Below are 22,996 nucleotides of genomic sequence, written 5' to 3'. Positions count from 1 at the left end.
TACCAATTTTTTTATGCTGTTTTTTTGTGTGGTTTTTAGAGGATTTTATTAAGGTAGCTTACTGTTAAGTTTCTATTATATTGATATTGCATAGAAAAAAAACTGTCTTAATTAGTGTATTGGCAAATGAGAACTATTGGATAATTATTAATAAATAAACAGCTTTTTTCAATATAACTAAATAATTAGTTTAAACTAATTATTTAGTTATATTTGTTGTTCACTTAATATTCCATACTATGAAGTATTTCCTTTTAACTATATTTTTTATTTCTTTTAGCTTGTTGGCACAAACTCAAAGCATAAGCATAAAAGATTCCATATTAACAAAATATAATATTAAAATTGAAAAGGAAAAGTTAATCCAAGATTTTAATCAATTAATAGAAACACTAAAAGAACATCCCTCACAGTTTGAATTTATTGGTAAAGATTCATATGAAAAGCTTGTAAAAAGTCAACGAGATAAATTAAAAGATGCTATGACTGTTACCGATTTTTTTCAAATAACATCACCAATAGTTGCAAGTTTAGGCTGTTTACATACACGTATAGTAGATACTCGCTTTTTCAGAACACCATATAAATATTGGTTACCATTAATTGTATGGTTTGAAAACGAAAAAATGTATGCAACCAACAATTGTGTTGCAAATATTGAAATGAATCCAGGTTCTGAAATATTAGAAATTAACGGAATCTCATCAAGTGAAATTATTAAAACTTTAAAATCAACAATTTCTGCTGATGCTTATAATCAAAGCTTTTATAGAGGAGATTTGAATGTGAATTTTTTATATTATTATCATAGCTTTTTTGGTTTTGATTCTGAATACAAAATAAAATTTAAACCTTACAATTCTTTAGAAATCATTACAACATCATTTTATATTGATGAGCCTGCTCCTAAATACAAAGTAGAAATAATCAATAAACCTAGATTAGGTATAGAGATTAATAAAGAACATAAAACTGCAATAATCAAGATTAAGAATTTTAGCTATTTTCCTAGAGGTAGAGAAAATATTGATTTTTTTAAAGAGAAGGTAGATACTTATATGAAACAGATAAAAGATCAAAACATACTTAAAGTGGCTTTTGATTTAAGAGGAAATAGAGGTGGAAACCCAGAATGCACAAATCATATTCTATCATATATAGCTGATAAAGAAATTAACTTTTATGAAGATAATGATTTGAATAAAAGACGAAATAGACCAATAACAATACAACCTAAATCAATCAATAATATTAGTGATCTTAAAACATATATGTTAACAGATGGGCGTTGTGCATCTGCAACAGCCCAAATGTTAGCAGTTGTAAAATATAATGAGTTAGCCACAATAATAGGAGAAGAATCAGGAGGCACATACAGTACACATCCAGGTAGGGGAGCAGCAACTTTAAAATACACAAAGCTTGGTTTGCAAATAGGTACAGAAAGGGAATCTGTTAATGTTCCTGATTTAGAACTTACCAAAGGGATTATTCCTGATAAACCTATTAAACTTAAACTTTTTGATATCATAAACGGAGATGATCCATTATTGAATTATATTTTTAAAGAATAAACATTAGCACATAAACTCAACACAACACTTCATAGAATATATTGCTAGATTTTACCTACTTTCTATAATTTTAGCAAAATATCTTTGTCAGTAATTATGTATTCACTTTATTATAAGACCAATAAATAACAAAAACACAATAATGTATAGGCATTAATGGTTGTTTTTAAACTACTTACAAAAAGTATCACAGATTTCTTTTAAGTTTTATTTGCTAATCAAATACTTAAACATACATGTAAGAAAAATAAACACAAAACTATGGAGCTCTATTTTTTTTAAAATGAAACCAGAGAATTATAAACTAATTATTAAATCATTTAAAAAAGTACTGTAATTATTCAATTCAACAGGCACATCTGCATTTTTTTCCATATCATGAAAATGATGTGTAGCTAACAATTCCATACCTGTAAAAGCATTCATTCTATGAAACCCAAACATTACGCCTTCATCCACATTTTTTTGATCAAAAAATTCATTCTTTAAAGTAAATGCAGTTTTAGGTGCATTCCAACTTGTTGTAAGTATATACTTTTTTCCGTGCATTAAACCACCAGTTCCATAATTAATGTTTGGATTTTTTCTACTTCTTCCATCATTTGCATAAATTCCATTTTGATGCCCTTCTGTAAAAACTTCATCTATATATTTTTTAAATCTGAAAGGAATTTGAAACCACCAAATTGGTGTATGATAAATAACTAAATCTGCCCATTTAAATTTTTCAACTTCTTCTTTTGCATTATAATTATCACCCACTTGTGTAAATTTCACTTTAAATTGTTCATGCGTATTAAAATATGAAATAGTTTTATTAAAAAGTGTTTCGTTAAATCTTCCTCCAGAATGTGCAAATGGATGACTTCCATTAATGATAAATATATTTTTCATTTGTTTCTTATTTTATTTAGCACAAAATTAGAACAACATTTATTATTGTAAAAATAATACATATTATACCTTTGTATTAATAATATAATAGGTATGGTAAATTTAGAATGGTACAGAACGTTTAAAGAAATATATGAAAACGGAACATTAACAAAAGCTTCTATTGCTTTATACGCTTCACAACCAGGAGTTAGTGTACACTTAAATGCTTTAGAAGCATATGTTGGCAAAAAACTTTTTGAACGTACTTCAAGAAAAATGATTCCAACAGAAGATGGAAAATTTTTATATGAATATATTATAGAATCTTTAAAAAAACTTGAAATTGCAGAACAGCATTTTAAAAGAACAACCCAAGAAAAAAATCCATCGTTAAACATTGGTATGTGTTCAGAAATGTTTCAGTTAATAATAGAACCAGAAATCCCTAATTTAGACTTTGACCTTGTTGCAAGATTTGGTGCACATACAGATTTAATTAAAGACCTAAACAATGGCATTTTAGATTTAGTTATAACTCCTAAAAAACAACAAGCAAAAAAATCATTGGTACAATATGTTCCGTTTTCAAAAGAAAGAATCGTTTTAATTGCAGGTGCTAAAACGAATTGTAGTAAAATACAAAAACACATTAAATCAAAAAGTTTAAATGAGTTAGAAGCAGAACTACTTCAAAATGTTTGGTACAGTTCATCAAACGAAATGGAACATTTTAGACGCTTTTGGTTCGAGAATTTTAATAAGAAGCCTGCTTTTAAACCCAACTATATTTTACCAAATATTACTTCTATTATTAGATGTTTAAACAATGGAAACGGATTGGCTTTAGTTCCAGATTTTTTATGCCAAGAACAAATTTTAACAAATAAAATACAATTAGTTTGGGAAGGAAAAGTAAAAACGGAAAACACCTTATACTTTGCATCTAGAACAGATTTAAAGTACAAAAAAGAGTTAGATACCATTAAGAATATATTTACATCAAAAATGAAATAAACCCAACACAACACTTCATAGAATATATTTCTAGAGTAAACCTACCTATTATAATCTTAGTAAAATCTCTATATCCATAAATATGTATTCACTTTTTTGCGAAACCAACAGCAGATAAAAAAATAGCAAAAGAAAAATAATGTATAGGTTTTAATGATTGTTTTTTAACTACTTACAAAAAGTATCACAGATTTTCTATTCGGTTTTTATTTGCTAACTTAGTTGCATAAACTCAAAATAAAGCAGTTACAAAACCAAAAGCAACAATTATAAAAAACACAACTATGAAAAATTATTTTGTACTAGTATTTCTTCTTACTTCAGTTTATTCGTTTGCACAAATTAAAGAAAGCTCAGCCATAGACAGCATTTTTACGGCATATAATAAAAAAGATGTTCCAGGTTGTGCATTAGGGATTATAAAAGACGGACAACTAATTTATGCCAAAGGCTATGGGCTAGCAAATATGGAATATAATATACCAAATGCGGCTACTTCTGTATTTAGAATTGGTTCAACTTCTAAACAATTTACGGCTGCTTGTATTGTATTACTTGCAGAAAAAAACAAACTAAGTCTAGATGATAATTTAAAAAGTATATTCCCAGATTTTCCAGAATATGCAGAAAAGATTACAATTAAACATTTATTAAATCATACTAGTGGTATTAGAGATTACTTGCAAATTAGTTACTTAAAAGGTTTGGGAGATGATGATTTTTATAAAGATACCCATATTATGAAATGGCTAATAAATCAAACGGATTTAAACTTTGTACCTGGTGAAGAGTTTTTATATAGCAATTCAGGATATTGGCTTCTTGGTCAAATTGTAAATAAGGTAGCAGGAATTAACATGGCGCAATTTGCAAAGAAAGAAATCTTTGAGCCTCTTAAAATGAACAATACACATTTTCATAATGACCATACACAAATAGTAAAAAACAGAGCCTCTGGATACATGCCAGATAATAATGAGAACTATAAAATTAGCATGACTACCTTAGATATGATTGGTGATGGTGGAATCTTTACGAGCATAAATGATATCAAAAAATGGGATGATGCCTTTTATGAATCAAATGTATTAAGCAAAGCGTTTTGGAATGTAATGACACAACAAGGCATATTAAACAATGGTAAAGAGATTAACTATGCTGCTGGTTTAATGATAAATACATACAAAGGATTAAAAACAATTAGACATGGAGGAGCTTTTGTTGGCTTTAGAGCAGAACTATTACGTTTTCCAGAACAAAAATTATCCATTGCAATATTTGCAAATAGGGGTGATGCCAATCCATCAAGTATGGCAAATCAAGTGGCAGATGTATTGCTAAAAGACAAACTAATTGAAGATGTCTCACAAAAAGCTAAAAAAGTTAAGGTTGATGTTCCAAAAGAGGAGTTTAAACTCAGCCAATTAGTAGGTGATTATGAAATACAACCAGGTATTGTAGTGCGTTTAGCAATCAAAAATGACTCTTTAAGTGTCTTTCAAAATTGGAATAAATCAACTTATAATATTGTAAAAGTAAGTGGCAATACCTACCAAATACCTAAAAACGAAACGATAAGTTTTACGTTTTCTAATATAAAAGATAATTTTACAGAAACTCTTACAGTTTTACAAGGTGGTTCTAAAACCATTGCACCAAGAAAAAAAGAGATAGTTATTTCAGGAGTCAACCTAAAAGATTACACAGGTAGTTATTATAGCAAAGAATTAGATGTAAATTATAATTTTAAAATAGAAAACGAAATTTTATTGGTTACTATAAATGATACACAAGCAACTATAGAATGCACAATTAGTGGTTTAGACCAATTTGTTACAGAACTAGGAATCATAAGATTTCAACGAAAAGAGGAGCTAATTACAAGTTTTGAATTAGATTCTGGTAGAGTTAAAAATTTAAAGTTTAAAAAATAACAGCCACTAATAATATTAATAATTAATTTCTTGGTTATAAATGAAACCAAGGACAAGAAGCTACAGAGTAAGCTCTCTTTTTATAATTCATTTTAAAATTGGTATGGTTACTTTTTAGAGTAATAGTACCAATTTTTTTTATGGCTTTAAAAACGAACCACCAACCAATAAACACTTAGTAAATCATCTAAAATGCTTATATTTAAAGAAAAAGATGATAAAAAGAACCCTTTTCTTCGAAAAAAAGTGTGCATTAACTACACAATACGAACAATTAAAAATAAAATCTACAGATAGAGAAACCACAATTCCAATAGAAGATATTGGCTTTATAGTTATAGAAAATCAAGAAACCTATATTTCAATTCCGGCTTTATCCAAATTGTCTACAAATAATGTTAGTGTAATTTTATGCGACAACAAACACATGCCACAAAGTATGCTTCTAAACTTAGAAAGCCATCACATACAACACGAAATATTCAACCACCAAATAAATGCATCAGAGCCATTAAAAAAACAATTATGGCAACAAATAATAAAACATAAAATAGACAATCAAGCAATACTATTAAACAAACAAGGCAAAACAAACACCCCATTAAACCATTATAAAACAAAAGTATTAAGTGGTGATAGCGACAATAGAGAAGCTGTAGCAGCAGCCTATTATTGGAAAAATATTTTGATTTTAATTTTACTAGAGAAAGAAAAGGCACATATCCAAACCTCTTTTTAAACTATGGCTACATTGTTTTAAGAGCAGCAGTGGCAAGGGCATTATCAGGTAGTGGACTACTTAATACACTAGGTATTCACCACCATAACAAATACAATGCTTTTTGTTTGGCAGATGATATTATGGAACCCTACAGACCTCTAATAGATGCTAAAGTTCTAGAAATTATAAAAAAATACGACGAACAAGATTTAATTACTCCCATAAAATTAGAACTATTAAATGTGTTAACTCAAACTGTCTATTTCGATGATAAAAAAAGTCCTTTAATGGTGGCATTAAGTAGAACAACCAGTTCTTTACAAAAATGTTTTATGGGTAAAACTAGAAAAATTCTATATCCTAAATTATGGATTTAAATGCGTATAGAATTATGTGGTTATTTGTATTTTTTGATTTACCAACAGACACTAAAAAAGACCGAAGAAATGCACAACAATTTAGAAAAAATCTCTTAAAAGATGGCTTTACAATGATGCAATATTCTGTTTATATGAGGCATTGTGCAAGTAGCGAAAGTGCAGACGTTCACGAAAAAAGAATAAAAGCTTTATTACCACCTTACGGAAAAGTTAGTATTTTAAGAATAACAGACAAACAATATGGCAATATCATGAACTTTTGGGGTAGAGTAGAAGAGCTCAAAGAACCACCACCAATGCAATTAGAATTATTTTAAAAAAATTTACACAATGTCAGTTCGAGTGATTTCAATTCTTTTATTGAAATTGTATCGAGAACCAGTCTAACAATAAAAATAAAATATTGCCCATATAAATTAAAATTGTCACATACATAGAAAACAAAAAATGCCCCAAACAAAGCAATTAGATCTTTATAAGAAGCATTTTTTATATACGATACTACACTTTAAAACCATGATAATTAGAAGTTAACACAACAACTAATATCGTTTTTTCTAATCTTTAATCAAACCACAACTGTCTACTTCATTAATTCCTGTGGAATTAAAATATCGTTTTTTCTAATCTTTAATCAAACCACAACCGAAGATAGTTGTATCAATATTTTAGAAGAAATATCGTTTTTTCTAATCTTTAATCAAACCACAACGGTTCTGTTTCTTTTATTTCCCAAAGGTTAATATCGTTTTTTCTAATCTTTAATCAAACCACAACTCAGATGCTGAAAAAGAAAAAGTAGAAGGTAATATCGTTTTTTCTAATCTTTAATCAAACCACAACAAGTGTAAAAAATTCTGTAAAAACTTTTGCAATATCGTTTTTTCTAATCTTTAATCAAACCACAACGGAACTCCTTGCAATCCTTTAAGATTAAAAAATATCGTTTTTTCTAATCTTTAATCAAACCACAACAAAAGTAATGGCTCTACCCAATTGCACTACAATATCGTTTTTTCTAATCTTTAATCAAACCACAACCATTGGGGTGGAAAGTTTACACGCAAAGATAATATCGTTTTTTCTAATCTTTAATCAAACCACAACATTATCGTTGTTCATTTTCTATCTCTTTTTAATATCGTTTTTTCTAATCTTTAATCAAACCACAACAAAACGATTACAATATTGCCTTACAAGAACAATATCGTTTTTTCTAATCTTTAATCAAACCACAACAGGTAACTCCGCATTAATTTCAGTCTGACTAATATCGTTTTTTCTAATCTTTAATCAAACCACAACAGTGGTGGTATGCACCAATATTAATAGCTAATATCGTTTTTTCTAATCTTTAATCAAACCACAACATTAGATTGAAAAGGAGTGTCGTAACCTAAAATATCGTTTTTTCTAATCTTTAATCAAACCACAACAACAAGGCATTTTACTATTGTGGTGTCTAAAATATCGTTTTTTCTAATCTTTAATCAAACCACAACGCTTGTCTAGTTCTGTTTTAATTATAGAACAATATCGTTTTTTCTAATCTTTAATCAAACCACAACAAAGCTACCATAATGAGCTTAAACAATTAAAATATCGTTTTTTCTAATCTTTAATCAAACCACAACTTATAAGAATTGAAGCGTTTTTGTGTGCGAATATCGTTTTTTCTAATCTTTAATCAAACCACAACTTCACAAACAACACAAGGTGCATACAACAGAATATCGTTTTTTCTAATCTTTAATCAAACCACAACCTTTAACTAGGTGTTAATACTAATTGATAAAATATCGTTTTTTCTAATCTTTAATCAAACAACAACAATTATCGGACAAGTACACGCAATCTCAGAAATATCGTTTTTTCTAATCTTTAATCAAACCACAACAACAAGGCATTTTACTATTGTGGTGTCTAAAATATCGTTTTTTCTAATCTTTAATCAAACCACAACGCTTGTCTAGTTCTGTTTTAATTATAGAACAATATCGTTTTTTCTAATCTTTAATCAAACCACAACAAAGCTACCATAATGAGCTTAAACAATTAAAATATCGTTTTTTCTAATCTTTAATCAAACCACAACTTATAAGAATTGAAGCGTTTTTGTGTGCGAATATCGTTTTTTCTAATCTTTAATCAAACCACAACTTCACAAACAACACAAGGTGCATACAACAGAATATCGTTTTTTCTAATCTTTAATCAAACCACAACCTTTAACTAGGTGTTAATACTAATTGATAAAATATCGTTTTTTCTAATCTTTAATCAAACAACAACAATTATCGGACAAGTACACGCAATCTCAGAAATATCGTTTTTTCTAATCTTTAATCAAACCACAACTAATTGGGTAACTGTAAATTTTGCCATCGTAATATCGTTTTTTCTAATCTTTAATCAAACCACAACAGTTAATCATTGCCTTAGAATAATAAAAGAAATATCGTTTTTTCTAATCTTTAATCAAACCACAGCTGAAAATACTATATTAAATTTAATTGTCAGTTTTATATTGTAGTAAAATAGTTTAAGATTATAAATTTTATGTCAAAGAACTTTGATTTGTTATTCCAATAAATGAACCATCTATCATTATAATGTGAATTTTTATTATTCTTTTAATTAAAAACATTTTTTTTATGTAATTCCTATTCCGTTAAAATGACAAATAATTATAGTTTTTCTATTTTTCCAATATTGTTAACTTTTACTTTACAAGGATTAAAATTAAACCAACCTGTTTTTCCTTTTCCAAAACCTCTTACTTGGATATATTCTTTATCTGTTACTTTTGAAGAAGTATGTTTTCTAAAAAAATAATCACCAGATGTTAATTTTTGCACCCTATATAAGTGTTTTTTTAATAAGCAGTAATCAATATTGTTAAATTCAAATTCATCTTTAGAAAGTCCCAATAAAAACATATCATTAATTTGTAATGTGGTAACAATCTCTTTACCATCTTTCGGCAATTGATAAACAGCTTGTCCTTGTCTTTTACGCTCTACAGCTGTCCAAAAAGTAACCACTTCTTCTTTTAATTGATTTTTTCGGTTCTTATAAATTAAGATATGATGATTATTTCTTGGATTTACATATTGGTTAGTGTTTTCTTTTAAATTTTCTGCACCACCTATGTTTTCTTTTATCCTTACTTTTTTAATAGGTACAGGATTACCATTTCTATTTGGTAAAAATATTTGAGGTTGTTTTTCTCCTTTTTCATCAATTATAAAAAAAGTTTCTTTTGGTATTTTACCATTTATAAAACCACCTAATTGATGTACTTTTATATAAATTAACTCTTTAATACTTTTATCTACTATTTTTTCTAAATGCTTTTCTGTTGTTAAACTTTCTAAAGGTTTTCTTATATGAAATGCTTTATTAGAATTAGGTGCTTTTCTTAAGCCATAAACAGATTCTTTATGTAATTGCCCTCTTGCAGCAACACCCATATTTTTATGTATAATACCGTTTTTCTTAGTGTTATGAGTTCTAACAGTTAATAGGCTTTTATTCTTTTTATGAGATACTAAAATTTGTGCTACAGCGTTTTCTGCATCTTGTCTAAAGTTTTGCCAAGGATATGGAAAGTCTTTTAAATCGTAATTTTTGTTATACCTATTTCTTTTACTTAATTCTTGTAAATGACTTCTGGTAGAACACGCCATAACTAATGCATCTACTGCATGATGCCTGTGATCGTCTCTAGTTTTTGTATCATCTTCTAAGTTAAGTATACTATTTAGTCCCCAATGGTGTCTTAAGGTTGCTGTCATTTGCCCAGGGGCTACCAATACGTTAGCACATATTTTAGAAAGATAGTTTTTTGCTTCTTTACTAATATATCTAGTATCATTTAACTGCCTGCTTATAAAATCTTCGTCGTGCTTTTTCTTTACAAAATGTTTAAATTTACGATAAGAGTTAGGGTAGTTGCCTTTTGTTTTAAAACAACTGAGTGCTTGTAGTTTTATAGCTTCCCATTTTTGGTCTCCTTGTTCGCTATAAAACTCATAAGGTGTCTTATTACCTTTAGCTCTATTTTCATCTGTAAAACAAAGTGTTTTGTTGTTAAAACTATCATTTAAAGACCTGCTCCAAGGAAAAATATGCTCTATTTGTACTTCTCCTGTAAAAAGTTGACTTATGGTAATTACTTTACCTGTAAAAGGACAAGTATGGTTACATTCTTCCCACAGTTTATATTTTAAAATATTAACATGAGTGCTTCGCTGATTTAATTTTTCTAACTCAATTTTTACCCTATCATTTTGTTTTTCTAAATCTTTTTGTCTTTTTCGAGTTTCTAAACGGTTAGCTTTAGATGTTTTTAAATCTCTAGCTAATTCAACTTTTATTTCATTAGGTTTACCATAGGTATCTATAACTTCATTTACCAATTTTCTAATTTCGAATAATGCAGTAATTACAACAGGGTTTTTAATTTTTTGTATTTCTCTATCTGCTTGTAAATTTACGGGTAGCTTGTCTAAAATTTTTGCAATTTCAATGGCACTACTATGATGATATAGTTTTTCTAATTGTTTATCAGTACAATTAAATTCATTCTTAAGCATATTTTTAAGAGGTTCTATATAACCTCCTTTTAAATTAGATCGTACTATTTCTGGTACATTATCTAATACAAACTGTTTATATTCTTCCCAATTTACTGATAAAGCATTTTTAACACCAGCTAAACCAACGGCAATATCGTACATAAATCCCTTTTCTAAAAAAGGTAAAATATTTAAAATAGCTTTTCTACTAAGGTTAGAATAACCTTCTTTTAAATTAAATTTAGATATTTTAACAGCACGTTCTTTATCAAAACCCCAATTTTTAATAGCGTATTCTTTTAACTTATCTCTATCATCAAAGAAAGAAAGCACATGCCAAATGTTTTCTTGTTCTTTTTCAGAAAAATTAAACCATTTACTCCCAAAGAATTTTTTATTAGATAAATTACTAATAGTATGAGAGCCAACAATTTTATCATCATCTTTATAATTAAATTGATAACTTCCGTCTAACTTATTAAGTTTTTTTCTAATTTCTTTAAAGTTTAGTTTTTCTTTAGAAAGTAATAAATCAATAATTTTTTTTCTTTCTTCTAGAGTAATCTTTTGTTTTACTCCGTTAACATCATAAGTAAGCGTATTTACCCATTGATAAATTCTAAACAATTCAAAAGGTATAGCGCTTAATTTACATTTAGTTTTTTTAGGCTCAAAAGAGCAATAACCAACCAAATGCTTTTGAGAACGCAAAGGTCTTTGATGAAATAAAACACCATCTTCCTTGTAGTTATCCTTTTTTCTTCCACCAAGTATTGTTTTTAGATTAGAATTTAACTCACTATGAAATTGTTTTTGAAACTCCCAAATAGTTTCAAATTCATCAATATACATTTGCCTTGTAGTATATCTATTTCTAATACGCTCTAACTCGCCAGAAAAAGGTTCATTTTCTTTGGGTTGTATAGTATGTAAAAAAGAGCCTAATGTTTTATTTTTTTCAATACTTTTTAAAGTATCACTAATACCTATTTTACCAATTTTTGCATCTCCTTTAAAAATGGTACTCGTTTCTTTTACATCTGCACCAGCACTTCTACTATTACTTAAAAAACCACGTCTTTGAATCATGTGATAAAAGATTCTACCTAGCTCTATTAAAGAAATTTCTTCCTGTATTGCTTTTGCTCTTAATTGATAAGGGTTTAATTGAAACCATTCTTTAATGAGTTCATTTTTAAAAATGTCTGTACCATTCCAATCTTTTATTAAAGAAGGGGCAATAGGGCATAAGCTATGTTTTGCTAATTCCTTTAGTAAATAACGTTTACGTAATCTTCTCCTAAAAATTTGTCTTCTAACTCCTCTAGCTTCTGTTCTACTAGCATTTTTTGAGGTTTCTCTTCCTTCACCTTCTCCTAAGTTAACAACACCTTCTGGAAATATTCTACTTCCCATTCCTAATATGACATTATTTTCAATTAATGCCCAACCAATAGAGTTAGTTCCTAGATCTAATCCAAGTATTTTTTTCATATGTTTTTTTTGCAATTTTTGTAATAAGAGCAATAAATTTAATAAAATTTTATGGATAATAAATAAAATCTTATTACATTTACTCTAGATTAAAATTTCTAATCTTTAATCTTATCACAATAAGGCTATATGCCGTAGATGAAAATCTTTAGTCCTGCTTCGGTAGGACTTTTTTTATGCTTTTAAAAAACAAACAGAATATTCATAGAGTAAATACTATTCAAAACTAATTAACTCTAACAATTTACATACTATAATTTCTTGTAGAATTCAATGAAATTATAGCAAGTCTAGATTTTTTTGTTCTTTTGGAATTTATCCCGAGTGAAGTCGAAGGGTCAATCGAAAAAAGTAGAGAAGAAGTAAAAAATACCACTACAATAGCAACGTCATAGGAACGTCATAGCAGCGTAATAGGAACGTCATAGTAAGTCACCTCAAAATAAACCTCAAAAAAGCACAAAATATCAATAAAAAATAACCAAAGAAAAACCTCACAAGAAACCAATTTAAAAATTCTCATTATAATCAAAATCAATCCACAATTATAAAATAAATTTCTAATTATATTTTTAAATAATAAAATTAAAATCTTTTAATCTAAACTCAGAATACAAAAAATACTAATAGCACAACATAAATCTTAAAATAATACTAAAAACATAATATTACCCTACATAAAATATCAATATCATTAAAAAAGTTAAATTAAATTTGTATATATCAAATAAAAACCATTATAATTGTTCCACTTTATATTGCTATACATTTCTTACACTCAAACAATTACGTTAACGTAACAACGGATATCCTGTACCATTAGGCTAATGATTCAAAGAATTTGTAATACCTACAAATTTGTTATATTAATCAGATTGCTATGATTTCTAGAAATTAGAATTAAAAAAAATGAATAGCAGTCATAATACATTAAAATTATGGCAAAGCAAAAAGGCTTTATCAAGTTAAAAGGGTCCTTAGGTGGACTAACATTCTACGAGAGTGGAGGCAATAGCATTGTAAAAACCACAGAGGGTGTAGACAAAAACAGAATAAACACAGACCCCAATTACAAAAGAACTAGAGAAAACATGTCAGAATTCGGGGCTTCTGCCACAGTTGGCAAAGCACTCAGACAAGGATTTGGTTCTATTATTAAAAACATTAAAGACAGTACCATAACTGGTAGAATTACCGGAATTATGAAACGTGTTAATTCGCTAGGTTCTGGTTTACGTGGTCGTAGAGAATTTGAAATTTTAGACAACAAAGAAGTTTTAGAAGGTTTTGAGTTCAATAGTAAAGTGCCATTAAGCACTGTATTTTACCCAGAATATGCAGCACCTACCTTAGATGTTAATCGAAGCATTGCCACTTGGGTAGTGCCAGACTTTAATGCATCTAACTTTTTAAGACCTCCAGAAGGGGCAACACACTTTAAACTTATTTTGGTAAGTACTGTATTAAGCAACTATACTTATAGTGCTGGCTTAAAAAAATACGAACCTGTAGCACCCACAGAAAACAAAGTGAACGGTATTACTTATAGCGATGCATTATCGGTTGTAGGGCAAGTAGGTGCAGCTACAACATTAACCGTAGATTTAGGTTTTACAAGCCCATTACCCAATACAGTAGGAGTAATTATGGCTACCGGAATTTTATTTTATCAACAAATTAATACAGAATTATATGAATTATCAAGTACCAACGCAATGAGAATAAGCGCTGTTGGGTAAGAAGTAAATAAGCAATAAAAAGTGTACAAGGGCGTAAGAAAACCTAAGTATATAAAGTAGGAGGTAACCCATAAAAAGGGTTGCCTCTTTACTTTTTATACGTAGCTTATTAGTGTGGTATTCATAGTAAATCTAGAAGAGATATAAAATAACAGTAAAAAGGTTCGGATTTATAATATAGAACTATTTATAGTTTATACTGATATACATTTGTCAAATAATTGATAAACAAATGTTTTTTAATTTCTTTTTGGTCTATAAGATTTTAACTCTTTTATGGCAATGATTAAAAAGAACTTTTAATGATTTGTAACAATTTCAATTAAAAAAAGTCTATCAATACATACTAAAAAATATCATGAAAACCATTTTACAAAAAACACGCTACACATTTTTACTTTTAACATTGCTTTCATTAACTGCTTGTAATAATAATTACTACGAATTATGCGAAACAGATGAAGCCTACATTCATATTCCAGATCAATATTTTGAAATAGAACTAATAGAACAAGGTATAGATTCTGATGGTATAATAAATCATCAAATACTAAAATCTGATGCAGAAAAAGTAACACGTTTAGATTTAAATCTTACTGCTAATTTTGGTGATATTAGTGATTTAACAGGCCTAGAGGGCTTTACAAATATTACTTATTTATCGACAGCCAATCAAGAAATAGAAACTGTAGATCTAAGCTTTAACACCCAATTAGATACCATTTATTTGCTTGGTAATAAGTTAAAAAACATAGATTTAAGTAAAAACACCAATCTTATTTTTGCAGACCTACAAGCAAATAGATTTGAGGATAATAACTTAATTACAGGGCTATCTAATGCAACCAATCTAAAAGATTTAGATTTGTCTTGGAACTACTTAACAGAGTTTAGTATCCATAACCAATCCTTAGAAGTTTTACACATTAGTCATAACGATTTGGTTACTATTAATACAGATGGTGCTACAAATTTAGAACATGTATTACTAAATTCTAATCAATTAGAATCTGCAGATTTTACAACCAATATTTCTATAGAAACCTTACTAATTTCAGGCAATAAATTAGCAACCTTAAATTTAGAGAATAATACCAATTTAACCCATTTATACATTTCAAGTAATGCACTTACTAGTTTTGATGTTAGTAATAATAACAAATTAATAGATTTAAGAATTGATAGAAACCCGAATCTAACATGCATTAAGATTTATAATGGGCAATACATTCCGATTGTACAAAAGGCAGAAACTCAACAATTATCTGTAGAATGTAATTCATAATAAAACTTACTAAAAGTATATTATTTCAGTCTACATATACGAATACGTTGTTTTTATCATTTTTGAGATAGAGTTCTATTCAATAACTTTTTAGGCAGAAGTATATTAAACTACAACAAGCAGATATTAATAATTTAAAATGAACAAAAAAAGTACTGCAATTTTAACTGGACTATCAATAATTATCATCGCTATTATTGCAGCTTTTTCTATAGGATATGCTCTTACAGCCTTATATCAAAATAACCAAGAAATATCCTTAAAAGTTCATATTAGAAATAATCACGAATTATATATACAAATGCTCTTTGGGTTATATATAATCCTTTTTTTAGATATTGTAGTTTCATACAGCTTGTATAGGTATTTTAAAAAAATCAATAAAAAAATAGCACTATGGGCTAGCTCAATACGATTAATTTATACGTTAATATTTGGGTTTTCAATTATATTTTTAATACAAAATGCACAAGTAAATGAATTGACAAACAGTAGTATTAACTCAAACTATCATCAATTTCTAAGCATCTGGAATGTAGGATTGATTATTTTTGGTGTACATATACTAATGATAGGTAAGCTAATGAAACAATACAAAAGTATTCCTAAAATACTAAGCTATATCACATTATTAGCAGGGCTATCCTATATTTTGGTACATGTTTTAAAATTAACGAATCCTACAGCAGAAATTGTTTTACATATAGAAATGGTATTAATAATACCCATGGCTTTAGGAGAACTTGGTTTGGCTATTTGGTTACTTTTTAAAGGAGCTTTAGAAACTACAAGAATAACATACCAAGAATAAACTAGTTAAATAACCCATTAACATTAGTCTTATACATTTTACCAATAGGCACAACAAAATCTTGAATATAAATACGATTGCCCTCAATACTACTAATATGTTTTTTTGCCACTGCAAATGATTTATGCACTTGCATAAAGTCATTTTTTGAAAGCAAAGCTAAAGTATCAGATATTTTTTCTCGAATAGAAATAGTATTTGTTTCTGTAAATACTTTGGTATAATTCCCAGAAGCCTCAATAAATAAAATTGAAGCTAATTCTACTTGAATATAGCTATTGTTTTGTTTTAGAAAAATATGTTTTTCAGTGGATTTACTAATGTCATTACTTTCTATAGCTTGCTGTTTATTTTCAGTAGTTTTTATTTTATTTATCGCACTTAAAAAACGTTGAAAACTAAAGGGTTTTAATAAATAATCTAACACATTAAGTTCAAAACCTTGTATTGCAAACTCACTATAAGCAGTTGTTACAATCACTTTAGGCGGATTAGATAGTGTTTTTAAAAATTCAAAACCTTTTAATTTAGGCATGTTTAAGTCTAAAAATATAAGGTCTATTTTTTCAGTATTTAAAAAATTAATGGCTTCAATTGCATCATAGCAATCTCCTTTAAATTCTAAATTAGGTAGCATTTCACAATATCCTTTTATAATATCGTGAGCCATATGTTCATCATCAATAATTAGATATTTTATCATAATGTAATATTTAATTGGGCCTTATAAATATTGTCTTTTTTTGATGTAGATAATATATGCTTTTTAGGATAAACAAGTTCTAATCTTCTTTTTAAATTGTGCAATCCTATTCCTTTTTCTTCATTTTCTTCTGAAATGTCAAAATTATTTACAATTTCGAAATTTACCTTCTTATTTTTTTCAATTAAATTGATATGTACAAAAGCATGATCTCTTAAATTTTCTACACCATGTTTAAAAGCATTTTCTAACAGAATAATAAAAAGCAAAGGCATTATTTCTATTTCATTATTATCTACATCAACCTTAAATTGAACATCAATATTTTTATGATAGCGCATTTTATGAAGCTCAATATAGTTTTCTAAATAGGATATTTCTTGAGACAGCAATACAGTTTCATTATCACCTTCATATATGCTATAACGCATCATATCAGAGAGTTTTAAAATGAGTTCTTGAGCTTTTTTAGCATCTTTAGCCACTAAACCATATAAATTATTGAGCATATTAAAAAAGAAATGAGGATTTACCTGACTTTTTAAATGCATTAATTCTGTTTTCTCCTTTTCACTTTTTAATTTTATAATAGATTTTATTTGTTTAAAAATCCAATAAAAAACTGTAATTATAACTACAATAAAATACAAGACAATAAACTCTACAAAACCTTCTTTTTTTCCAAAAAAGTCATTAAATATTACAATAATCACTCCTATTAAAACAAGTAGTATTCTATAAGTTTTTAGGATTAATTTCTTCTTCTGTTCTGATATTTTCAACTTCATAGGTCAATATTAATTAAATAAACGACATCAAACAAATTAGTTGACAAACAGTCTTTGATTAGGGGTAAACAATCTAAAAGATACTATTAATGCCCTATATAACAGATTTTAATACATATATCACTCAAAAACCTACTTGTATCCCAACTATTTTTTAAAGGCTTAAAACACAGCTATGTTTGCCCTAATAAATCAAAAAACCAAGCATTATGGAACTTATAATAGACAATCTATCCAAGACTTATTCAAATGGCATTCAGGCATTACAAAACATCTCATTAGAAATACCAACAGGTATGTTTGGACTGTTAGGTCCAAATGGAGCAGGAAAATCTACACTAATGAGAACTATTGCAACATTACAAGATGCAGATTCAGGATCTGTTTTTTTGGGTGATATAGATGTATTAAAACAAAAGAATGAATTACGTAAAACCTTAGGGTATTTGCCACAACAATTTGGTTTGTATCCTAAAATATCAGCAGAAGTATTGTTGAATCATTTTGCAGTTTTAAAAGGAATTTCTAATAAAGGGGAGCGTAATGATTTGGTAAAAGCTTTGTTGCAAAAAACCAATTTATACGAAGTAAGAAAGCAAAACTTAAAAGGTTTTTCTGGAGGTATGAAACAACGTTTTGGAATTGCTCAAGCTTTATTAAGCAACCCTAAACTTTTAATTGTAGATGAACCCACTGCAGGATTAGACCCTTTAGAAAGAAACCGTTTTTATAATGTTTTAAGCGAATTAGGAGAGCATACTGTGGTTATTTTATCTACACATATTGTGGATGATGTAAAAGAACTTTGTACAAATATGGCTATCATTAATAAAGGACAAGTTTGCTTAAAAGGAAATCCGATTCAGATACTAGAAAGTTTAAAAGACAGGGTTTATAAAAAAACAATTGAGAAATCAGAATTAAACATTTATAAACAAAATTATAAAGTTATCAGTGAAAAACTATTTTTAGGAAAACCAACCATTCATGTTTTAAGTGATGTGCATCCAGGTGATGGGTTTTCTCTTATAAATGCAGAATTAGAGGATGTTTATTTCTCTGAATTATTTAAAAACACAAACTTAAAAAGGAATTAATTATGTGGTATCAAATTTTTAAATTCGAAATACAATATCGTATCAAACGTCCTGATACTTATGTTTTCTTCCTGTTTTTATTCTTATTTTCTTTAGTTGGTGTCGATTTTATTTTTCAAGGAACTGATTTTGGTATATTGAAAAAAAACTCACCAATTGTCATTGCAAAAACAATGGGAGCCATCACTGGGTTTTCTATGATTTTAGCGTCAATGATTATGGGCGTTTCTGTACTGAGAGATTTTGAGTATGAAATAGAATCATTACTATTTTCAACTCCAATCAAAAAGAAAGATTATTTATTAGGACGTTTTTTAGGTTCTTTTACCATTCTTTTTTTCATCTTTTTAGGTGTTTTATTTGGGATGATTATAGGTGAATTTATGCCTTGGCACAATCCAGATAAACTTTTAGCTTTTAATGCTTTTGTGTATATAAAGACGTTTCTTCAGATTACATTACCTACCTTATTTTTTGGAGCATCTTTGTTTTTTGTAACAGGTGCTTTAAGTAGAAACCTAGTAGTTGTTTACACACAAGGGATATTTATGTTTGTTATTTTTATGCTAACAAAAGCCATTACAAATGATTTTTGGCAAGCCATTCTAGATCCATTTTCATTAACAACCACATCTTTTGTTACAAATACGTGGACTCCTTTAGAAAAAAGCACACAGAGTATTCCGTTTTTTGGAGCATTGTTCTTCAACAAATTATTTTGGGTTGGTTTAGGGATTCTAGCCTTGATCTATGGTTACAAAAAATTCAATTTTAATGTGGTTAAAGAAAAACGTGCAAAAAGAAAACAAAAAAGGATAACAACTATCAACAAAGCCAATAATATTGGTAATATTATCATACCAAAAGCAGTAAAACAATATGGTTTATTATCTAAATTTACACAACTAAAAGAGTTTTCTTGGTTTTACTTTATCAGCATTTGCAAACAAGCATCCTTTTGGGGAATTGTAATTTGTGGAATGCTAATTATATTAATTAACTCAGTAAACCTAGGTACAGTGTATGGCGTAGATAGTTATCCTGCAACCTATTTTATTGTTGAAGAATTGCAAGAAACTTCTATATTTTTCTTTATCGTGATTTTAGTATTCTATTCAGGTGAATTAATTTGGAAAGAAAGAGGAGCAAAGTTAGATCTTATCTATGATGCCTCTCCCATGTCTAGTTTTACAAAGTTGCTTGGTAAATTTATAGGATTGAACTTCATTTATATAGTATTAATGCTTTGTTTGATAGGTTCTGGTATTATATTTCAAACAGTAAGTGGCTATTATAAATACGAATTTCAAGTATATTTTTATGGTTTCTTTCTTGAAATATTACCGTTTTTAGCTTTATATACTTTTATCGCGTTTTTTATTCAATCCGTTGTAAATCATAAGTTTGTGGGCATAATGTTGGTGCTGGTATTTTTCATTATCAACATAACTTTAGGTACCATTGGTTTTGATCATGATTTATTTGTTTTTGGTGGAAATTCTTTAGGAACGTACTCAGATATGAATGGATATGGGCATTTTATGAAACGTTATCTTTTTATCAAATGGTATTGGTTTTTATTTGGGATGCTACTTTTGGTTATTGGGTCTTTGGTGCATGTAAGAGGTACTGAAACCAATTTGATAAAACGAATTAAAGCTATTAAATATAGAGCAAGTAAGCCTCTTTTAAAATTTACAAGTTTGTTGCTAATTCTTTTTTTGAGTGTTGGAAGCTATATCTTTTACAATACTAATATTTTAAATGAATATTGGACAAATTCTGAAGCTACTGCTTTTAGAGTTGCTTATGAAAAAGAACTCAAACATTTTGAATACATACCACAACCAAAAATCGTAGATGTTAACTTACAATTAGAATTGTATCCAGCAGAAAGAAATTATACTGTAGAAGGTTATTATATGCTGAAAAACACAAATACAACAGCTATACAAAACATTCACATTCAGAAGTTAATTGAAGAAAATGTAAAATTAGATAGTATTTCTTTTGATCATAAATATGCAATTGATAATTCATATAAAAAATTTGATTATTCAATCTTTACATTAAACAAAGCTTTAAAACCCGGAGATTCTGTTAAAATGTACTTTAAGCAAAGTTTTACTACAAAAGGCTTTGATTTGGGTAATTCTAATGTAAAAATCAATAAAAACGGAACATTTTTTAACAACTCTGACTTACCAACAATAGGTTATAATAAAAAATATGAGCTTAGAGATCTTGAAGAACGTAAGGAATTTGATTTACCAATTCGTACTGATAGAGCAATACAAAAAGACAATAAAGAATTGGTAAATGCTAGAAATGGTAGTGATTCTGATGGTATTCGATTTGAAATGGTTATGGCTACTTCTGGAGAACAAACAGCTTTAGTTCCTGGTAAATTATTAAAAAAATGGACTGAAAATAATCGGAACTATTTTCATTATAAAACAGAGAAACCAATCATTAACTTTTATGCTATAGTTTCTGCAACTTATGAGATTAAAAAAGACCAGTGGATATCTAGTTTAGATGGTATAAAAAAACCAGTAGATTTAGAAATTTATTATCACAAAGCACATACTTATAATATTGATAGAATGATGAATTCTATGAAGACTTCATTAGCGTATTATAGTCAAAATTTTAGTCCTTATCAATACAATCAATTGCGTATTATGGAGTTTCCACGTTATCAAAAAATGGCACAATCCTTTCCAGGAACCATTCCTTTTTCAGAATCCATAGGTTTTATTTTAGATATAGATGATAAAAAAGATGTAGATATGGCATTTTATGTAACCGCTCATGAAATTGCACATCAATGGTTTGGTATGCAAGTAGAAGCAGCTAATGTAAAAGGACAATATTTTGTTTTAGAAACCTTGTCACAGTATGCAGCTATAATGGTTCTTAAAGAAAAATATGGTGCTAAAAAAGTGCAACAGTTCTTAGAACTACAAAAAGAAGAGTATGATACAGAACGAGTTAGAGCAACTTCTGAGCAATCATTGGCATTGGTAGAAAATCAAGATTTTGTCTATTATGCTAAAGGAGCCATTGCCATGTATCAACTGCAAAAAGAAATAGGAGAGGAGCAAGTAAACAAAGCTTTAAAGCGTTTTCTAGAAGATTGGAATACAGAAAATGGAAAACTAAAAACTAAAACAAAAAGATATACAACTTCTCAAGATTTACTGAGCTATTTTAGAGCGGTTACACCAAAAGATAAACAATATTTAATTACGGATTTGTTTGAGAAAGTTACCTCTTTAGAATTAAAATAAAAACAACAAAAATGAAAACAATTGTATACAATTTTTTAAACAAACCATATACAGTAATTCTAATAATGCTTATTTCGCCATTATTTGGGTTTATTGACCGAAATTTCACTTTTTTCTTCCCTCTTGGTATTGTTTTTCTACTTTTAAAAGGAAGTAAATTTGATTGGTCAAAATTTGGAATAGGACAGAAAATCACTAAAAAAACTATTTTAAAGAGTGTACTATTTGCTAGTATTCTTTTCTCAATATTCACTTTTTTAATAGACCCAATACTAATAAATTGGTTTGGTAATTACGACCTTTCATCTATAAATGACATAAGAGGTGACTTCTTGGGATATAGTATTTTATTATTGATTGTATGGGTGTTTGCCGCTTTTGGCGAAGAATTATTATTTCGTGGATACTATATGAAAGGAATAGCTAGGTTATTAGGAAATAACAATAAAGCATGGATATTCTCATCTTTTATAACTTCACTTTATTTTGGAATATCTCATGCATATCAAGGGTTAATAGGAGTTGTATCTGTGTTTCTATGGTCATTTGCAATTTCTTTACTCTTCAATAAAAACAGAAATAATTTATTGCTACTTGTATTAATTCATGGAATTTATGACACTATAGGAGTCACTTTTATTTATTTGAATATAGATCGTTTAATTTCTGAATGGGTAACACAACTACTATTTTAAGTAAAATGCCAT

General features: G+C 28.0%; 14 protein-coding genes, 1 pseudogene and 1 CRISPR repeat array. Of the genes and pseudogenes, 11 read left to right on the top strand and 4 right to left on the bottom strand.

Going from position 1 to position 22,996, the window contains the following annotated elements; translation table 11 throughout:
- Positions 1 to 239 precede the first annotated feature (239 nt).
- Entirely contained in the window at positions 240 to 1,574 is a 1,335-nt protein-coding gene (locus ACJJVK_RS14075) for a S41 family peptidase (RefSeq protein ID WP_405566985.1), read from the top strand.
- Between the two features lie 297 nt (positions 1,575 to 1,871).
- Here ACJJVK_RS14075 and ACJJVK_RS14070 read toward each other — a convergent pair whose 3' ends face one another.
- Positions 1,872 to 2,468 (bottom strand): NAD(P)H-dependent oxidoreductase, encoded by a 597-nt coding sequence (locus ACJJVK_RS14070; protein ID WP_405566983.1) that lies wholly within the window; start codon positions 2,466 to 2,468, stop codon positions 1,872 to 1,874.
- Positions 2,469 to 2,561: 93 nt separating this feature from the next.
- Here ACJJVK_RS14070 and ACJJVK_RS14065 point away from each other — a divergent pair, with 93 nt between their 5' ends.
- The 4 genes and pseudogenes from ACJJVK_RS14065 to cas2 all read left to right on the top strand — a co-directional run bounded on the left by ACJJVK_RS14065 (position 2,562) and on the right by cas2 (position 6,816).
- Positions 2,562 to 3,464 carry a LysR family transcriptional regulator gene (locus ACJJVK_RS14065; RefSeq protein WP_405566980.1) on the top strand — a complete coding sequence of 301 codons (903 nt, stop codon included), beginning with the start codon at positions 2,562 to 2,564 and terminating at the stop codon, positions 3,462 to 3,464.
- A 284-nt stretch (positions 3,465 to 3,748) separates the two neighbouring features.
- Positions 3,749 to 5,398, top strand: coding sequence for a serine hydrolase domain-containing protein (locus ACJJVK_RS14060; RefSeq protein WP_405566977.1), 1,650 nt, complete (start codon positions 3,749 to 3,751; stop codon positions 5,396 to 5,398).
- Positions 5,399 to 5,612: 214 nt separating this feature from the next.
- A pseudogene (cas1, locus tag ACJJVK_RS14055) lies at positions 5,613 to 6,496 on the top strand (type II CRISPR-associated endonuclease Cas1).
- Entirely contained in the window at positions 6,487 to 6,816 is a 330-nt protein-coding gene (cas2, locus tag ACJJVK_RS14050; RefSeq protein ID WP_405566974.1) for a CRISPR-associated endonuclease Cas2, read from the top strand. The pseudogene cas1 and the gene cas2 overlap by 10 nt, the downstream one beginning before the upstream one ends.
- Before the next feature lie 227 nt (positions 6,817 to 7,043).
- A CRISPR array of direct repeats spans positions 7,044 to 8,989; the repeat unit is 36 nt; unit sequence AATATCGTTTTTTCTAATCTTTAATCAAACCACAAC.
- 197 nt (positions 8,990 to 9,186) lie between these two features.
- Here cas2 and cas9 read toward each other — a convergent pair.
- Entirely contained in the window at positions 9,187 to 12,573 is a 3,387-nt protein-coding gene (cas9, locus tag ACJJVK_RS14045; protein WP_405566971.1) for a type II CRISPR RNA-guided endonuclease Cas9, read from the bottom strand.
- Between the two features lie 938 nt (positions 12,574 to 13,511).
- On the opposite strand from cas9, the gene ACJJVK_RS14040 reads away from it, so the two are divergent.
- The 3 genes from ACJJVK_RS14040 to ACJJVK_RS14030 all read left to right on the top strand — a co-directional run bounded on the left by ACJJVK_RS14040 (position 13,512) and on the right by ACJJVK_RS14030 (position 16,408).
- On the top strand, positions 13,512 to 14,312 hold the full coding sequence (locus tag ACJJVK_RS14040; RefSeq protein WP_405566969.1) for a hypothetical protein: 801 nt from the start codon (positions 13,512 to 13,514) through the stop codon (positions 14,310 to 14,312).
- A 358-nt stretch (positions 14,313 to 14,670) separates the two neighbouring features.
- Positions 14,671 to 15,597: a hypothetical protein gene (locus tag ACJJVK_RS14035; RefSeq protein ID WP_405566966.1), complete on the top strand. Its 927-nt coding sequence runs from the start codon at positions 14,671 to 14,673 to the stop codon at positions 15,595 to 15,597.
- Positions 15,598 to 15,736: 139 nt separating this feature from the next.
- Positions 15,737 to 16,408, top strand: coding sequence for a DUF4386 domain-containing protein (locus ACJJVK_RS14030; protein ID WP_405566963.1), 672 nt, complete (start codon positions 15,737 to 15,739; stop codon positions 16,406 to 16,408).
- 1 nt (position 16,409) lies between these two features.
- On the opposite strand, the gene ACJJVK_RS14025 is transcribed toward ACJJVK_RS14030, so the two are convergent.
- Together ACJJVK_RS14025 and ACJJVK_RS14020 are read right to left on the bottom strand one after the other, a co-directional pair.
- On the bottom strand, positions 16,410 to 17,111 hold the full coding sequence (locus ACJJVK_RS14025; protein ID WP_405566960.1) for a LytR/AlgR family response regulator transcription factor: 702 nt from the start codon (positions 17,109 to 17,111) through the stop codon (positions 16,410 to 16,412).
- Positions 17,108 to 17,899 carry a sensor histidine kinase gene (locus ACJJVK_RS14020; protein ID WP_405566957.1) on the bottom strand — a complete coding sequence of 264 codons (792 nt, stop codon included), beginning with the start codon at positions 17,897 to 17,899 and terminating at the stop codon, positions 17,108 to 17,110. The genes ACJJVK_RS14025 and ACJJVK_RS14020 overlap by 4 nt, the downstream gene beginning before the upstream one ends.
- 209 nt (positions 17,900 to 18,108) lie before the next feature.
- On the opposite strand from ACJJVK_RS14020, the gene ACJJVK_RS14015 reads away from it, so the two are divergent.
- Genes ACJJVK_RS14015 through ACJJVK_RS14005 form a run of 3 tightly spaced genes read left to right on the top strand, consistent with a single transcriptional unit; the run spans position 18,109 to position 22,984 of the window.
- A complete protein-coding gene (locus tag ACJJVK_RS14015; protein ID WP_405566955.1) occupies positions 18,109 to 18,996 on the top strand; it encodes an ABC transporter ATP-binding protein in 888 nt (295 codons plus the stop codon).
- A 2-nt stretch (positions 18,997 to 18,998) separates the two neighbouring features.
- On the top strand, positions 18,999 to 22,289 hold the full coding sequence (locus ACJJVK_RS14010; protein ID WP_405566953.1) for a M1 family aminopeptidase: 3,291 nt from the start codon (positions 18,999 to 19,001) through the stop codon (positions 22,287 to 22,289).
- An 11-nt stretch (positions 22,290 to 22,300) separates the two neighbouring features.
- The gene (locus tag ACJJVK_RS14005; protein ID WP_405566950.1) at positions 22,301 to 22,984 is read left to right on the top strand and encodes a CPBP family intramembrane glutamic endopeptidase; all 684 of its coding nucleotides are present in this window, start codon (positions 22,301 to 22,303) and stop codon (positions 22,982 to 22,984) included.
- Positions 22,985 to 22,996: the final 12 nt, after the last annotated feature.

This window comes from Polaribacter sp. Asnod6-C07 (genome assembly GCF_045063625.1).
In the GTDB taxonomy this organism is placed as follows: domain Bacteria; phylum Bacteroidota; class Bacteroidia; order Flavobacteriales; family Flavobacteriaceae; genus Polaribacter; species Polaribacter vadi_A.
The sequence above is the reverse complement of the archived record's forward strand: the minus strand, read 5'-3'. Positions and strand labels throughout refer to the sequence as shown.

Coding starts and splice junctions, on each gene's coding strand:
- ACJJVK_RS14075 (WP_405566985.1), top strand. CDS start 240: ATGAAGTATTTCCTTTTAACTATATTTTTTATTTCTTTTAGCTTGTTG.
- ACJJVK_RS14070 (WP_405566983.1), bottom strand. CDS start 2,468: ATGAAAAATATATTTATCATTAATGGAAGTCATCCATTTGCACATTCT.
- ACJJVK_RS14065 (WP_405566980.1), top strand. CDS start 2,562: ATGGTAAATTTAGAATGGTACAGAACGTTTAAAGAAATATATGAAAAC.
- ACJJVK_RS14060 (WP_405566977.1), top strand. CDS start 3,749: ATGAAAAATTATTTTGTACTAGTATTTCTTCTTACTTCAGTTTATTCG.
- cas2 (WP_405566974.1), top strand. CDS start 6,487: ATGGATTTAAATGCGTATAGAATTATGTGGTTATTTGTATTTTTTGAT.
- cas9 (WP_405566971.1), bottom strand. CDS start 12,573: ATGAAAAAAATACTTGGATTAGATCTAGGAACTAACTCTATTGGTTGG.
- ACJJVK_RS14040 (WP_405566969.1), top strand. CDS start 13,512: ATGGCAAAGCAAAAAGGCTTTATCAAGTTAAAAGGGTCCTTAGGTGGA.
- ACJJVK_RS14035 (WP_405566966.1), top strand. CDS start 14,671: ATGAAAACCATTTTACAAAAAACACGCTACACATTTTTACTTTTAACA.
- ACJJVK_RS14030 (WP_405566963.1), top strand. CDS start 15,737: ATGAACAAAAAAAGTACTGCAATTTTAACTGGACTATCAATAATTATC.
- ACJJVK_RS14025 (WP_405566960.1), bottom strand. CDS start 17,111: ATGATAAAATATCTAATTATTGATGATGAACATATGGCTCACGATATT.
- ACJJVK_RS14020 (WP_405566957.1), bottom strand. CDS start 17,899: ATGAAGTTGAAAATATCAGAACAGAAGAAGAAATTAATCCTAAAAACT.
- ACJJVK_RS14015 (WP_405566955.1), top strand. CDS start 18,109: ATGGAACTTATAATAGACAATCTATCCAAGACTTATTCAAATGGCATT.
- ACJJVK_RS14010 (WP_405566953.1), top strand. CDS start 18,999: ATGTGGTATCAAATTTTTAAATTCGAAATACAATATCGTATCAAACGT.
- ACJJVK_RS14005 (WP_405566950.1), top strand. CDS start 22,301: ATGAAAACAATTGTATACAATTTTTTAAACAAACCATATACAGTAATT.